At 32.9% G+C, this 14349-nt stretch carries 15 protein-coding genes; 13 read left to right on the forward strand and 2 right to left on the reverse strand.

What is annotated here, in order from left to right:
* Window positions 1-15 precede the first annotated feature (15 nt).
* The 8 genes from DFR79_RS06900 (at window position 16) to DFR79_RS06940 (ending at window position 8809) form a co-directional block, all read left to right on the forward strand.
* On the forward strand, window positions 16-666 hold the full coding sequence (locus tag DFR79_RS06900; protein WP_279512872.1) for a potassium channel family protein: 651 nt from the start codon (window positions 16-18) through the stop codon (window positions 664-666).
* Window positions 667-681: 15 nt separating this feature from the next.
* Complete coding sequence (locus tag DFR79_RS06905) at window positions 682-1218, forward strand: hypothetical protein (RefSeq protein ID WP_243727730.1); 537 nt, start codon at window positions 682-684, stop codon at window positions 1216-1218.
* A 91-nt stretch (window positions 1219-1309) separates the two neighbouring features.
* Entirely contained in the window at window positions 1310-2455 is a 1146-nt protein-coding gene (locus DFR79_RS06910) for a hypothetical protein (RefSeq protein WP_133514771.1), read from the forward strand.
* A gap of 26 nt (window positions 2456-2481) precedes the next feature.
* Complete coding sequence (locus tag DFR79_RS06915; protein WP_133514815.1) at window positions 2482-3156, forward strand: CDGSH iron-sulfur domain-containing protein; 675 nt, start codon at window positions 2482-2484, stop codon at window positions 3154-3156.
* Between the two features lie 34 nt (window positions 3157-3190).
* Window positions 3191-4300, forward strand: coding sequence for a metallophosphoesterase family protein (locus tag DFR79_RS06920; protein ID WP_133514772.1), 1110 nt, complete (start codon window positions 3191-3193; stop codon window positions 4298-4300).
* The gene (locus tag DFR79_RS06925) at window positions 4297-6726 is read left to right on the forward strand and encodes an AAA family ATPase (protein WP_133514773.1); all 2430 of its coding nucleotides are present in this window, start codon (window positions 4297-4299) and stop codon (window positions 6724-6726) included. The genes DFR79_RS06920 and DFR79_RS06925 overlap by 4 nt, the downstream gene beginning before the upstream one ends.
* A 761-nt stretch (window positions 6727-7487) precedes the next feature.
* On the forward strand, window positions 7488-8186 hold the full coding sequence (locus DFR79_RS06935) for an aspartate/glutamate racemase family protein (protein WP_133514774.1): 699 nt from the start codon (window positions 7488-7490) through the stop codon (window positions 8184-8186).
* A 65-nt stretch (window positions 8187-8251) separates the two neighbouring features.
* Window positions 8252-8809: an HD domain-containing protein gene (locus DFR79_RS06940; RefSeq protein WP_133514775.1), complete on the forward strand. Its 558-nt coding sequence runs from the start codon at window positions 8252-8254 to the stop codon at window positions 8807-8809.
* An 86-nt stretch (window positions 8810-8895) separates the two neighbouring features.
* Here the strand turns inward: DFR79_RS06940 and DFR79_RS06945 are convergent, their stop codons facing one another.
* Together DFR79_RS06945 and DFR79_RS06950 are read right to left on the reverse strand one after the other, a co-directional pair.
* The gene (locus DFR79_RS06945; RefSeq protein ID WP_133514776.1) at window positions 8896-9093 is read right to left on the reverse strand and encodes a hypothetical protein; all 198 of its coding nucleotides are present in this window, start codon (window positions 9091-9093) and stop codon (window positions 8896-8898) included.
* Between the two features lie 44 nt (window positions 9094-9137).
* The gene (locus DFR79_RS06950; RefSeq protein ID WP_133514777.1) at window positions 9138-9482 is read right to left on the reverse strand and encodes a hypothetical protein; all 345 of its coding nucleotides are present in this window, start codon (window positions 9480-9482) and stop codon (window positions 9138-9140) included.
* A gap of 256 nt (window positions 9483-9738) precedes the next feature.
* Between DFR79_RS06950 and DFR79_RS06955 the strand changes: the two genes are divergently transcribed.
* From DFR79_RS06955 to DFR79_RS06975, 5 genes are read left to right on the forward strand one after another with little or no spacing between them, the layout of a single operon-like run.
* Window positions 9739-10407 (forward strand): DUF975 family protein, encoded by a 669-nt coding sequence (locus DFR79_RS06955; RefSeq protein ID WP_133514778.1) that lies wholly within the window; start codon window positions 9739-9741, stop codon window positions 10405-10407.
* 59 nt (window positions 10408-10466) lie between these two features.
* Window positions 10467-11102 carry a GTP pyrophosphokinase gene (locus tag DFR79_RS06960; protein WP_133514779.1) on the forward strand — a complete coding sequence of 212 codons (636 nt, stop codon included), beginning with the start codon at window positions 10467-10469 and terminating at the stop codon, window positions 11100-11102.
* A gap of 29 nt (window positions 11103-11131) precedes the next feature.
* Complete coding sequence (locus tag DFR79_RS06965) at window positions 11132-12019, forward strand: pirin family protein (protein ID WP_133514780.1); 888 nt, start codon at window positions 11132-11134, stop codon at window positions 12017-12019.
* A 15-nt stretch (window positions 12020-12034) separates the two neighbouring features.
* Window positions 12035-12859 carry an oxidoreductase gene (locus tag DFR79_RS06970; protein ID WP_133514781.1) on the forward strand — a complete coding sequence of 275 codons (825 nt, stop codon included), beginning with the start codon at window positions 12035-12037 and terminating at the stop codon, window positions 12857-12859.
* Window positions 12860-12919: 60 nt separating this feature from the next.
* Entirely contained in the window at window positions 12920-14089 is a 1170-nt protein-coding gene (locus tag DFR79_RS06975; RefSeq protein WP_133514817.1) for a TraB/GumN family protein, read from the forward strand.
* Window positions 14090-14349 lie beyond the last annotated feature (260 nt).

Here is a 14349-nt window from a genome sequence, read left to right on the forward strand (position 1 = left end):
AAAAGTTTTATAATTATTGGATTGGGTAATTTTGGTGCTACAATAGCACGTAATTTAGCTCAGCATGATTTTGAAGTAATGGGTATAGATATTTCACAAAAAAAAGTTGATAATCTTAAAGGAGATATCACTAAGGTTGTTGCTGGAGATGCTTCTGACAAAAATGTTTTAAAGTCACTAGAGGTTGGACATTTTGATGTTGGCATTGTCACAATGAGAGATGAAGTTTTGGCTAATATACTATGTACTATCCAATTGAAGGAATTGGGAGTTAGTGAGGTTATTGCAAGGGCCAGCAGTGATGTACACGGTAAAATACTGGAAGAATTAGGTGCTGATAAAATAGTTTTTCCAGAAAGAGGTATTGGCCAGATGATCAGCCAGTTTTTTGTTTCGGGAAGTACTGATATATTAGAGTATGTTAATTTTACAGCAGAAAGCAGTTTAATGACTTCTGATCATAGTTTAATTGAGATTCCTGTTCCAGATTTTATGGTAGGTAAAAACTTGAAAGAATTAAAACTTAGAACCAGGTATGGGGTAACTGTGATTGCAGTTAGAAATGATGAAATACAGTATGATCCTGATGCAAATACAAAATTTAACGATGGTGATACGCTTTTAGTGTTTGGAAAAAATGAAAATTTAAACAAATTAACTGAATAAATAATATTTTTTAGGGTGATAATAATTAAAGTAATAGATTTTAAAAAGTATTTAAAAGAATACGATCAGACTACAGGACTTTATCCAGAAGAATTAATGAAAATTGGCGAAAAATATCATGATAAAGGGTATTTAACTAAAAAAGAATTATATCAATTAGCACATTTAAATTCTACCCGCAGTTCTTATCATGTAAAAAAAAATCCGGCCAGCAGAGTGGAAAAAGTAACTGAGGCAGCCTACCAGTTGAACGATGATTTTTGTCGACTCGCCTTATATACAAGTTTAATGGGGATAGGAACCCCAACTGCTTCTGCTATTTTAACTGCTCTGGATTCTGAAAAACACTGTGTGATTGATACCAGAGTCTGGGCCACCCTTTATAATCTTGACTATTTTGAAAAAGAAAAGGAAAGTTTTAAACCTGAAGACTACCTTAAAATAATGGGGATAGTTAGAGAAATGGCAGCTGAATCAGTGTTTTCGCCCGCAGAAATTGGCTATGCGTTATTTGCTTATGATGCAGCTAATCGGGAAAGAAACTTACACTAATATTTTATAATACTATCAGTTATCAAATCAAAAATGTTTGATTCAAAACAATTAAATTTGACGTAACGAAAATAAGTATTAGGGGGATTTTATGAATAAAGCAATGCTCTGCACCATAAAAAGAGATCAAGAAGAGAAAAAGATACTGATCATTAAAAATAAAATAAATACTGAAAAACATGATTTAAAAGTTGATTATCAGCGGGAAGATACTGATCCTGATGTGCAGCATCTTATTAGTTCTCAGGTAGGTCAAAAATTAAAAATTGATTTTTTAGAAGGCGCAGAAAGCTGGAAGTTAGTGAGCAAAAAGATGTTTATTTCTAATTTTGATTATGCCTATGATTTATCAAGTTTAAAGGAATTTATTGATTCCTTAATTTTATTTAAAGCTAATGATAGAGAGATTGATCAGGAAATAATAATTATGTTAAAAAATGATATTTTTTCTACAGCAGCTTTCTGGGAAAATGATAATATAGATCAGGACTTAACTTCAGAACTGATATTGAAATACTGGGAGTTAGAACCTATTGAGTCTTATCCTGAAAATGATTATTATAAAACTCTACTGCAGTTTGCTGATGGAGAAATTGAGAATATTGATCAAAAAACTGCTAATTTCTGGTTTGATATTCCAGCAGATATTAGAACAAAGGTAAATGAGTTGATTAAAAAAGGGGAAATAAAATTTAATAATTATTTAATTTATCTGCAGACAAGAGATAATTATATTTTAAATAATTTACTGCTTGACTTTATTAAGGATGCAGCAGATGAAAGTCAGGAGAGCATTAATAATTTATTTGAAAAATTTCACTATCAACTAATCGATGAGTTAACAAAAAAGGCCTTAGAAAAGAATCAAAAAATTGAACTGGACCCAATTATTCCTCAGCCTGAATCTAAAAGATCAGAATTAGAATTAAATCCTGACCTAGAGATGAAAGATTATTCTCTGCTTGAAATATTTGATCATTATTCAATTGAAATAGACTTTGAAAGTCTTAAATTATTCTCTGAAGATTCAATTGTCTCATTATCGGATTATCTAAAAAGTCTGGCTTCACATCTAAATTATCTAAATGAAATGAGAGAAAAGTTAAAATGTGACAGCTGTGGACAGAGGCTGGATTATGATCTTGATTATTCGCAAAAAATTGCCGCTTATAAGGTGAAAGCTGCTCGCTGTAATAATCTAGAGTGTGAAAAATTTGATCAAGAAATAAATTTTTGAATTTTAGATTTGAGGTGTTTACAATTATTGATAAAGATAAGATGAAAATAAAAATAATTAAAAATGGACCCTACTGTGTCTTTGGTTTTGTACCATTAACTGAAAAGATAATTACTCCAGTGGATAAACATTATGAATATCGAGGGGGTCGTAAACTACCGCAAAAAGACACCTATTCGCTCTGCCGCTGTGGAAAAACTAAAACACCACCTTTCTGTGATGGCTATCATGAGCGGATAGATTTTGATGGTGAAGAAACTGCATCTAAATTGCAATATGATACAAGAGCAGATCTCCTATCAGGCAGAAAAATTGATTTAATGGATGATCATCGCTGTGCTTTTCTTCGTTTTTGTCATACTGAAAAAGGTAAGACCTGGGATTTGATTGAGCGATCTGACAAGCTGGAAGAAAGAAAACTGGCAATTAAATCAGCCGAAGAATGTCTGGCAGGAAGATTAACTGCAGTTTCTAAAGAAGGTTTAAAACTGGAAAAAGATTTTAAGCCAGCAGTAGAAATTCTGCAGGACCCTGAAAAAAATGTTAGTTCTGCTATCATTGTCAAAGGCAAAATAGAAATTGAAGGAGCAGATGGAGAAAAATATGAGCCCAGAAATACTTTAGCTCTCTGCAGATGTGGTGAGTCAGATAATAAACCATTCTGTGACTGCAGTCATGTGCATACTGGTTTTAAAGAATAATTTAAAACATAAGAAATAATTGAGGAGGATCAGAATGAGCCTAAAAATTATGCATACAGGTGATGTACACCTGGGAATGAAATTCAATCAATATCCCCAGATCAGTAATGATCTGGAAGAGGCCCGCTATCAGGCTTTAGAAAATATAATTATAGAAGGAAATCAGAGAAATGTTAATTTGTTGGCTATTGCAGGTGACCTTTTTGATAAAGCCAATATCAAAAGTGTTAATATCAAAAAAACTATAGATATTCTGGATAAATTTGCAGGTGATGCAGTTCTGATTTTACCCGGAAACCATGATTACAGTGATGGTATTACAGCTCTCTGGGATCAATTTAAAAAAGATATTAAAGGGAGAATGCTGATTTTAGACCAGGAAAGGATTTATGATCTTAATGATTTTGGGATTTCAGCTGCTGTTTATCCTGCCCCCTGTGATAGCAAACTCTCCAGCGAAAATAAGCTGGGGTGGATTAAAAGTTTAAATGAACGGCCGGATTCAAATTATCATCTGGCCTTAGCTCACGGGGCTCTGGCAGGCTTTTCTCCTGATTTAAATGATGATTATTTTAAAATGACAAAAGAAGAATTACTTGATTTAAATATGGATCTCTGGCTGCTGGGACATTCTCACCTACCCTATCCTGAAATGAAAAATGTAAAAATGCAAAAAATATTTAATAATGGAACCCCAGAACCAGATGGAATGGACTGCAGTCATCCTGGATATGCCTGGTATATAGAATTAGATGAAAAAAAACAGGTTCAGGCGGAGCAGATTAGAACCGGCAATTATCATTTTTCTGATTTAGAAAAGAAAATAAGTTCTCAGGCTGAACTAAAAAATCTAGTTAATCAGATCCTGGATTCTGAGCCAGAAAATAAAATTCTGCGCTTAAAGCTTAAAGGAAAGCTTTCCCGGGAGGACTTTGCAGTTAAAGATAGATATCTGACTAAATTGAGGGACAACTGTTTTTATGCAAAAATTGATCAGAGTGCTTTAAATATCAAAATAGATCAGGATTTAATTACAGAAGAATTTGTTGAAAATTCATTTCCTCATCAGCTTTTGAGTGAGCTTGGAGATAATAGTCAGGCACAACAGCTGGCCTATAAAATGCTAAAGGAGGTACAGCAGTGAAAATAAAAAGTTTTGCAGCTGAGATTTTTGCAGGTATCAATGATAGAAGCTATCAATTTGATGATGGCTTAAATATACTGCTGGGTGATAATGAGGCTGGAAAAAGTACAGTAATCAATGCTATTTATGCCTCCTTATTTATCGGTCCTCAGATTAAATTAAATACAACTGAGGGAAAAGAATTTAAAGAGAGATTTCTGCCCTATCCAGATGGAGATTATGCTGAGGCAGAAGTTGAATTTGAAGTGGATAGTTCAGAGTATAAATTTTATAAAAAATGGAGCAACAGTAATTATAGGGGGTTTTTAGAATTAGCTGATGGCCGCAGAATAGAAAACCCAGCAAAAATTGCAGAATATAAAAAAGATATTTTCCCGTATGGTAAAAGCACCTATCAGAATATAGTTTTTAGCAGTCAGCAGGATATTAAGTCAACTTTAAAAAGAATTAATGCAGAAGAAAATCCAGAATTGATTGATACAATTAATTCCTTCCTGCGCAGAGCGGTAATGGAATTGGATGGTGTTTCTATTGATCAATTTCGCAGTAAAATAGATAATGAACTGGAAGCACTGACAAAAAAATGGAATCTTGAAACAGATGCTGTAAGTAACAGTGATCGGGATATTAACAATCCTTATAAAGTTGGAACCGGAGAAATTTATGACAGTTATATTGCTAAAGAAAAACTGAGAAGAAAAATTAAGGAAAGTAAAATTAACGAAAGAAGGTTTGAAGAGCTGGGTCTGGAAATCAAAAAATTAAAGAAAGAAGAAACAGATTTAGTTAAAAAAATTAAAGAGCTTTCGGAAATAGAAGCGGAAATCAATCAGCGGGCAGCAGTTGAGATAGAAGCAGAAAACATACTGGATAAGATTAAAAAAATCAGTAAAACAGCTCAAAAATGGCCGCAGTTTAAAGCTGAAATAGCAGAACTGGCAGAAAAAAGAAGTAAAGCAGAAAACAAATTAAGAGAATTAGAAGCAGAAAAGAAAAGGGCCAAAAAGCTGCAGTTAAAAAATGAAATAAAAGATAGGGTTGAGCAGATTAAAGCAGCAGAAAACAGATTGCAGGAACTGCAGAAATTAAAATCTGAGGCCAGGGTGTCTCAGGACCAGGTCGAAAAAATGGAAACATACAAAAATAAAATAGCAGAGACAAAAGCCAGTCTTAAAGCAGCAAGATTAAAAGCTAAATTGAACTTTTCTGCATCAGATCAAATTAGAGTATTAACTGGAGTTGAAGGGGAAGAAAGAATTTCTGAAGGAGAGATTATCGAAGCGGATGGATATTTGAGAATCAAAACTGATCAGATCGATATAGAAATTGAATCTGCAGAAATTGATTTTGACAGCCTCAGGGAAGAATATATTTTAAACCAGAAAAAGTTTGAGAAATTAAAGACAGAAATTCAGGTTGAAAGTCTGGAGCAGGCAAGAGAAAAGTTAAATAAAATTACCGAAATTAAAAGTAAAATTGATGTTACAAAAAACAGGATTAACGAACTTTTAGCTTCAGATAAGTTAGAAGCCCTGGAAAGCGAATTAACTAAACTTGAACAAATAGAAACTGCAAGAGAGATTGAGTCTTTAAATCCTGAAATTGAAGATTTAAAAACTGAAATCTCTGAATTAAATACAGAAATTAAAATTAGAGAAAATAGAATAAATGAATGGCAGGAAGAATATCAGTCGCTGACTGAACTGGAATCTATTTTAGCAGCTAAAAAAGAGAGAAAAGAAGAGTTAAAGGAAAATTTAGATGAACTGGCCTCTTTACCTGCTGAATACAGCTGTGCCAGTGAATTTATTAATGATCTAAAGGCAAAAAGAGCAAAAAGAGAAGAGTTAAATCAGAGTCTGAGAGATAAATTAGAGCAGCATCAGGAATTAGAAAATTTATTACCCACAGCTTCTACCAGAGAGATGGAGTCTGAACTTAAGGACCTGCAAAATAAATTTGAAAGTTTAAAAAGTAAAGCTAAAAACTTACTTGAAATAAAAAAAGTTTTTGAAAGAAAATTAGAGGAGATGGATCAGGACTCATTTAAGCCTTTAATAAATTCTTTCAGCAGGAATCTGCAGCAGTTAACAGCAGGTAAATATGAGGCAGGTAAAATTGATGCCAATTTTTCGGTTAGACTAAAATCAAAACAGAAACAGGAACTGCCTGGCAAATTTGAATTACTCTCCTATGGTACTTATGATGCAGCTGCTCTTGCCTTAAGATTTGCTATTTTTGATAATCTTTTTAGTAATCATGGTGGTTTTATAATTTTAGATGACTGCCTGGTAAATTTTGATCCAGAGCGGAGAAAAAATGCAGTCGAACTAATCAAAGAATATCAAAAGAAATATCAGATTATTTATACTACCTGTGATCCGGAGCGAGCAGCTGAATTTGAGGCAAATATAATACAGATTTAAGCAGCTCTAATCTGTGATCGTATAAAAAAAGAATTTGACAGATATAATTCTGCCAGAGACTTTCCTGTGCCCTTTAAAATTTCTTTAGGCTGGGCAACTGCAGAAGAGAAGAATATAAAGTTAACCGAAATTTATAATCAGGCTGATAAAAATATGTATAAAAATAAGGGTAGAAAGTAAAAATAAAAGTAAAAAGGCAAAAAAAATACAAGGTTCTGACGAATCTTCGTCGATCTCCTGTTTACAGTTTGTCTTTTTACTTTTCTTATTCTTTCCTTTTATTTTAGATTTAGTCCTCCATTACTATCTTTGATTTGCTCAAAGATTATTATTAAAGAAGCTTATTCCTTAATAATTTCTTTTTACTTACCATTAATAGTAACTTCTTTGGAATTGATCTTAAATTAACTCTCATCAATCTGATCAATTGAACTCTCATTTGACTTCTTCTAAATTTAAAATAAACTTAATTGAATAAGAATTTCAAAACACTACTTGTAAACATTTAATCTTAGGACTTCCTCAGAACCTTGTATATATAGTATAGTCCTAAAACTGAGAAATATCAAGGTTGAAAAATGTCGATTAAAGAAAATTAAGTTTTAATATCTTCCATTTTTAAACAAATACTAAATATATCATTAGTTTTCAGAAAATAGTCTCTATTATAAATATAATTTAAGAAACTCATATTATTTACACTGAAACAAATAAATGTTAAACTTAAATAATCTGGAATAACACAATTGGGAGGAATAAAAATGAAAAAAATTGGTTTAATTGGTGGAATGAGCTGGGAATCTACAGTTGATTATTATAAAATATTGAATAGAGAAGTTAAGAAAAGACTGGGTGAGCCTCATTCAGCAGAGATAATTATGTATTCGGTTGATTTTGCAGAAATAGAAAAACACCAGTCTGCAGGTGAATGGGGTAAACTAAGTGAAAAAATGATTTCAATTGCGCAAAAATTAGAAGCTGCTGGAGCAGAGATGATTTTAATTGGCGCCAATACTATGCATCAAATGGCACCTAGAGTACAGGCAGATATTACTATCCCCCTGCTGCATATTGCAGATGCAGCTGCAGAAAAAATCGAGGCTGAAGCTTATAAGAAAGTTGGACTGCTGGGGACTAAATATACTATGGAAGGCGATTTTTATAAAAATAGAATTGAAGAAAAGTATGATCTAGAGGTCATAATTCCTGAGTCAGAAGCCAGAGATTATATTCACCAGGTTATTTACCAGGAACTTATTTCTGGAATATTAAAAGATGAGTCAAGAGAGCAGTTTAAAAAAATAATTGAATCTTTAAAAGAAAAAGGGGCAGAGGGAATTATTTTAGGTTGTACTGAAATTCCGTTATTAATTAAAGATCAAGACAGCAGTCTTCCACTTTTCAATACAACTGAATTACATGCAAAAAAAGCAGTTCAATTTGCTTTAAAGGAATTTTAATCTAAATAGGGTTAAATTATTTTAGAATAATGAAATGATAAATTTTTAATTAAGAGGTGAGATTAATGTTTGCTAATAAATTAGTAGCAAGAGCAATGGAATATGCCGCTAAAGCCCATCGCGGTGGCTATCGAAAAGGGGGAGATGTTCCCTATATTGTACACCCTTTTGAGGTGGCAATGATTTTAAAGGAAAATGCTTTTGAAGATAAAATTATAGCTGCTGGACTGCTTCATGACCTCTTAGAAGATACAGAAGTAACGAGATCTGCTTTGAAAGAAGAATTTAATCAGGAAATTCTTGAGCTTGTTATATCAGCTTCTGAGAAATTACCGGGTAGAGAAGAAAGAAGCTGGGACTTAAGAAAAAAACAGACAATTAATTATCTTCAAAAAGAGGCAGCTTTTATTAATAAGGCTATTTGCTGTGCTGATAAACTCAGCAATGCCCGCAGTATTTTAAGAGATTTGGGAAAGGAATCAGCAGGTTTCTGGCAGAGATTTAGTGCTCCCAAAAAGAAACAGCAGTGGTACTATGAGTCTCTGGTCGTAAGCTTAAAAGAACTGGAAGGTTTAAAAATGTATGGTGAATTTAAAGAAGTAGTTGCTGAAATATTTAAGTAAATTTTAAAAAAACATGAAAAACCCGCTTATTTCCTCAACTTTTAGAAATAAATTGAAGAGCAATAGCGGGTTTTGTTTTTAAATTATTACAGATAGAGAATATAAACCAATAATCCATGAGTGGACGCCAGAATAACTGTTATATAAGCAAATATTTTATGAAGTTTCAAATTTAGTCTGGGATTTAAATTAAAAACCTTTCTAAAAAATCTAATCCCCAGTAAAAAGGTTATTAACAGTGAAGTCAGGGCACTAATGCCCAGTGGTATTATCCATTGGCTCATTTTGACCTCCTCCAGTAAAGTTAGAACTATATTTATTGTATAATTTATTCAACAGTTATTTCCTTTTCTCTGCTGCCAAATTTACTGCATTCAGCAGTTAAAGTAATAGTATCTCCTGATTTAGCTCCCGGAATCATATAATGTAAATATTGAACATCCTGATCTGTCTGGGTAATAAAGCTGTGTTCAATATTTTGATCATCATTTAAACGGACTGTAACATTGTTTACATAATGATCACTTATATTGTTAGAATTATGAGTGATAGTGACTTCCAGCATGTTATTTTCAGTGTTGAAAGACATTTCTACTTCTCCGGGTGGATGTGCAGAAATACTAAGAGTTAAACTAAGAATCAGAACAACAGCTAATAGCAAAACTTTTTTCATAATTATAACCCCTTTCTAATTTAAATATTGGCTGTAATAATATAATTAAACATAAAAACTATAATTCCTGCTTATATAAAATTATTATAAGTTGAATTTTACCTATTTTGTTTAAAGCTTAAATTTTTAATTGACTGCCTAAATTCTATTTTATAAAAAGGATTTTTAGTCTAAATACTGAACTATAATTAAAGTACTAGTTTAGAAATGTATTTCCAAAAGAGGTATAATAATGCTAAAGGAAGGTGAAATGTAAGTGTGGAATAGAAGTGAACTCAAAGAAAAGGCAAAGGGGAAATTAAAAGGTTTTTACTGGCAGGCATTTTTAGTTAGTTTTATCCTTGTTATAACAGGTGGCAGCCACAATAAACTTGATTGGGGTGGATCTGGTAGTACTACTTCTGGAACTTCGGGAGCAGGAGAATTTGCATTAGAGGTCGCTCTAATTGCTGTTCTGGGAGTATTAATTTTATTTGCTTTACGTATTTTTTTAGGATATGTTCTGGAAGTAGGAGGTAGAAAATATTTTATTGAATTAAGCAGGGGGAGTTCTGAGATTTCATATCTGCTAAAATATTTTGATAAAAAATATTATAAAAATATTATTATTGCCCTCTTGATCAGGGGAATCTATATTTTCTTATGGACTCTACTTTTAATTATTCCCGGGATAATTAAAATGTATCAATATCGCTTTGTCCCTTATATTATAGCTGAAAATCCGGAGATAGATCATAACGAAGCTTTAAGTCTCAGTCGAGAAATAACTGACGGAGAAAAAATGGATATTTTTATACTTGATCTTTCTTTTTTAGGCTGGTTTTTCTTAGGGGCCCTTTTTTTCGGAATAGGAATCTTATTTGTACAGCCCTATTATGATGCTGTTAATGCAGAACTTTATCAAAAGTTAAAAGTGAGAGTCTAAAAGTTTCATTATCAATTGACAGGATTGTTTTATACTGCAGTTAATTGGGGGAAATTATTATGGCCAATAGAAAAAAAGTGAATCAGGCAGTTAAACAGTTTCAAAAACAGAGACACAATTATGTAAATCTGAGGGCAGAAGTTGAAGTAATTTTAAGAGAAGCCTTAAATGAAAATGATATTGTTTTTCACAGTATAGAAAGTAGAGTAAAGTCTGTTGAAAGTTTTAGGGAAAAAGCAGAGCGAGATAAATATAGTGATCCAATAAATGAAATTACTGATTTAACAGGAATTAGAATAATTACTCTTTTTGAGAAGGAAATCCATCAAATCAGTGATATTATCAAAGAATTATTTGAAATTGATTATGCCCGCAGTGAAGATAAATCTGATCTGCTTGATGCAGATAAAATGGGTTATAAATCTATTCATTATATTGCAGAACTCAGCCGGGATAAAATTACTACAACTGAACTTGAAAGTTTTGCAGGACTTAAATTTGAAATTCAAATTAGGAGTATACTTCAACATGCCTGGGCAGAAATTGAGCATGATCGCAATTATAAATTCAAAGGAGAACTGCCCAAACATCTACAGCGTCGTTTTTATGCTCTGGCTGGTATGCTGGAAATTGCTGACCGGGAATTTAATATTCTTTCGGAAGAAGTAGAAAAGTTTCGTCAGGGTGAAGAATAATATAATTTTAGTTTACAGGAGGTTTTTAAATGTATAGAAAAGTTAAGAAATATTTTGAAGGTAGAGAAACTCAGGATGGTGCTGGTGTGAAATTAAGACGATGTTTTGGTTATCATCAGATACCTGATTTTGATCCTTTTTTGATGATGGATTTTTTTGATTCTACAAATCCTGAGGATTACAGAAAGGGTTTTCCCTGGCATCCACATCGCGGTATTGAAACTGTTACCTATTTAATAAAAGGAGAAATTAATCATTGTGATAGTATAGGAAATCAGGGTGTAATTAAAGATGGGCAGTGTCAGTGGATGACTGCTGGATCTGGTATACTGCATCAAGAATTACCGCAGCCTTCTCCAGAGATGCTGGGAGTACAGGTCTGGTTAAACCTTGCAGCAGATAATAAAATGACCGAACCTCAATATGGAGATATTACAGCAGATATGATTCCGGTTTATGAAGATCAGGATAAAAAAGTACATATTATTGCTGGAGAGTTTGCTGGCTTAAGTGGTGAGATTCAGAGAACTGATACTAAACCAACTTTTTTTGATGTTGAGTTAAATTCTGAATCTGAATTTATTTTTGAACTACCTGCAGAATTTAATGCTTATGCATTTTTAATTCGTGGTCAGGCAAACTTTGATCCAGAAAATGAGGAATTTAAGAACTATCCTCAGGGAGTACTGTATAAAAAAGGTAAAAAAATTAGAGTTAATACAGATAAAAACTCGGCTCGTTTTCTTTTTCTAGCCGGCAAAAAGATAGAAGAACCAGTAGCCTGGGGTGGACCAATTGTTATGAATACTAAAGAAGAACTGGAAGCTGCATCCCGGGAACTTGATAATGGAACTTTTATCAAAAACAAAAAAGAAAAGAACATTGATCAAGTAAATGAATTCTATCAAGAAGATTAAGTTAGGAGGCTAATTGTGAATGGAAAAGTTGTTTTAATAACAGGTGCTTCCAGTGGTATTGGCCGTTCAACAGCAGAAAAATTTTTAAATAAGGGATATATAGTTTATGGAGCTGCGCGAACTGAAAAAAAACTTAAATATTTGAGTGAGTATCCCGATGGACACTATCAAATTATGGATATTACTGAAGCAGAGATGAGAAAAAAATGTGTGCAGAAAATTTTAGATATAGAAGGAAAAATTGATATTTTAATTAACAATGCTGGCTATGGTGCCTATGGAGCGATAGAAGAAGTAGCACTGGAAGAAGCAAAAAGACAGTTTGAAGTAAACCTGTTTGGATTATCTGAATTGACTAAGTTAGTAATCCCGGGAATGCGAGAAAATCAGACAGGAAAAATTATCAACATATCCTCAATTGCTGGGAAAATATGGACTCCACTTGGCGGCTGGTATCATGCCAGCAAATTTGCTCTGGAAGGTTTAAGTGATTGCCTTAGAAATGAATTAAGAGAATTTGGAATTGATGTTATTTTAATTGAGCCGGGAGCAATTGAGACTAACTGGGCCGAAACAGCCGGAGAAAATCTACTTAAAACTTCGGGAGAAGGTATTTATCAAAAACAGGCTCAGCGGAAGGCCTCAAAATATAAAAATATGTATGGAGAAGGTGGACTGGCTGCTCAACCAGAGGTTGTTGCTTCGGCAATTATCAGGGCAGCAGAAAGCTCTAATCCTAAAGCAAGATATGCAGTACCAGCCCATGCAAAATTAATCTTATTTTTCCGCTGGCTGCTGCCGGACAGGATTTACGATTTTTTTACCAATAAATTTTTTTGATAAATCATTCATAAGTGATATAATAAATAAATGAGAGAATATATAGAAGGAGCTGTTTTTATGGGTGAAGACAATATTCAGAGACTTGAATACGAAGGTAAAGAGATAATTTTAATTCCAACTGCACATATTTCCAAAAAAAGTGCAGAACAGGTTAAAGAGGTTATTGAAAACGAAGAACCTGATAGTGTTTGTGTTGAGCTGGATGAACAGAGATTCAGTTCTATAAATGACGAAGATAGATGGAGTGAAATGGACATTTTCCAGGTGATAAAAGAAAAGAAATCCTTATTATTACTGGTTAATTTAATCATCAGTTCTTTTCAGAGTCGGATGGCCGAAAAATTGGGGATCAGTGCCGGTCAGGAAATGCGGCAGGGGATTGAGTCTGCCAAAGAAGTAGAGGCTGAACTGGTACTTGCTGATAGAAATATTCAGATTACTTTTAAGAGAGTCTGGAGAGGTCTTGGACTCTGGGAGAAGCTTAAATTGATTTTCCAGATTATTTCTATGCTATTTGTTGATGAAGAGATAACTGAAGAAGAGATGGACGAACTGAAAAATGGTGATGCCCTAAATATGATGCTGGAGCAGATGGGTAAATCTTTTCCAGGGATTAAAAAGTATTTACTTGATGAGAGGGATCAATATTTAGCAAATAAGATTAAAAATGCTCCGGGTGATAAAATTGTGGCAGTTTTAGGAGCAGCCCATGTACCCGGTGTAAAAAAAGAAATTTATAAAGAACAGGATCTAAGTAAAATCACTGTCCTGCCTCCTAAAGCCAAATGGGGTAAGATTTTTTCCTGGGGAATTCCGGCAGTTATTTTAGTAATTATTATTGTCAGCTTTATTAATAATATAAGTGCAGGAATTGAAGTTACCAAAGCCTGGATTATCTGGAATGGTTCCTTATCAGCTTTAGGGGTGCTTTTAGGTAGGGGACATATTTTAACTATTTTAACTGCATTTATTGTGGCTCCTATAAGTTCTTTAAATCCTGCTCTGGCGGCAGGGTGGTTTGCCGGACTTGCAGAAGCTTATCTTAAAAAACCAAAGGTTAAGGATTTTCAGAAACTTTCGGAAGGAATTAGTATTAAAGAAATTTATACTAATAAAGTTACTCATATTCTTTTAATTGTGATCTTAGCTAATCTGGGCAGTGTTATTGGTACTGCAGTTGGTGGAGCCAGTGTAATTAGAACATTTCTCAAATTTTTTAGTTTTTAATTCTAATTGAAATTATCAAATATTTATTCTGAAGACTCTTCTCTATTATGAGAAGAGTTTTTTAGAATTGATATTAAAAATTCAACTTTTATATAGTTGATTTAAGGAATTAAAATAGTTTGATTACCTGGTTGACTTCTTTGAATTCTAAATCTGCTGTTATAATCTAATTTTAAGGCTGTGGTATAATTTCGTCAATAAATTTTCTCAAAAAGTCGACAAGTTAATTACTCCTTGATATAATGTTTAATAAAAGAGAA

The sequence above is a fragment of the Halanaerobium saccharolyticum genome (assembly GCF_004362045.1).
In the GTDB taxonomy this organism is placed as follows: domain Bacteria; phylum Bacillota; class Halanaerobiia; order Halanaerobiales; family Halanaerobiaceae; genus Halanaerobium; species Halanaerobium saccharolyticum_C.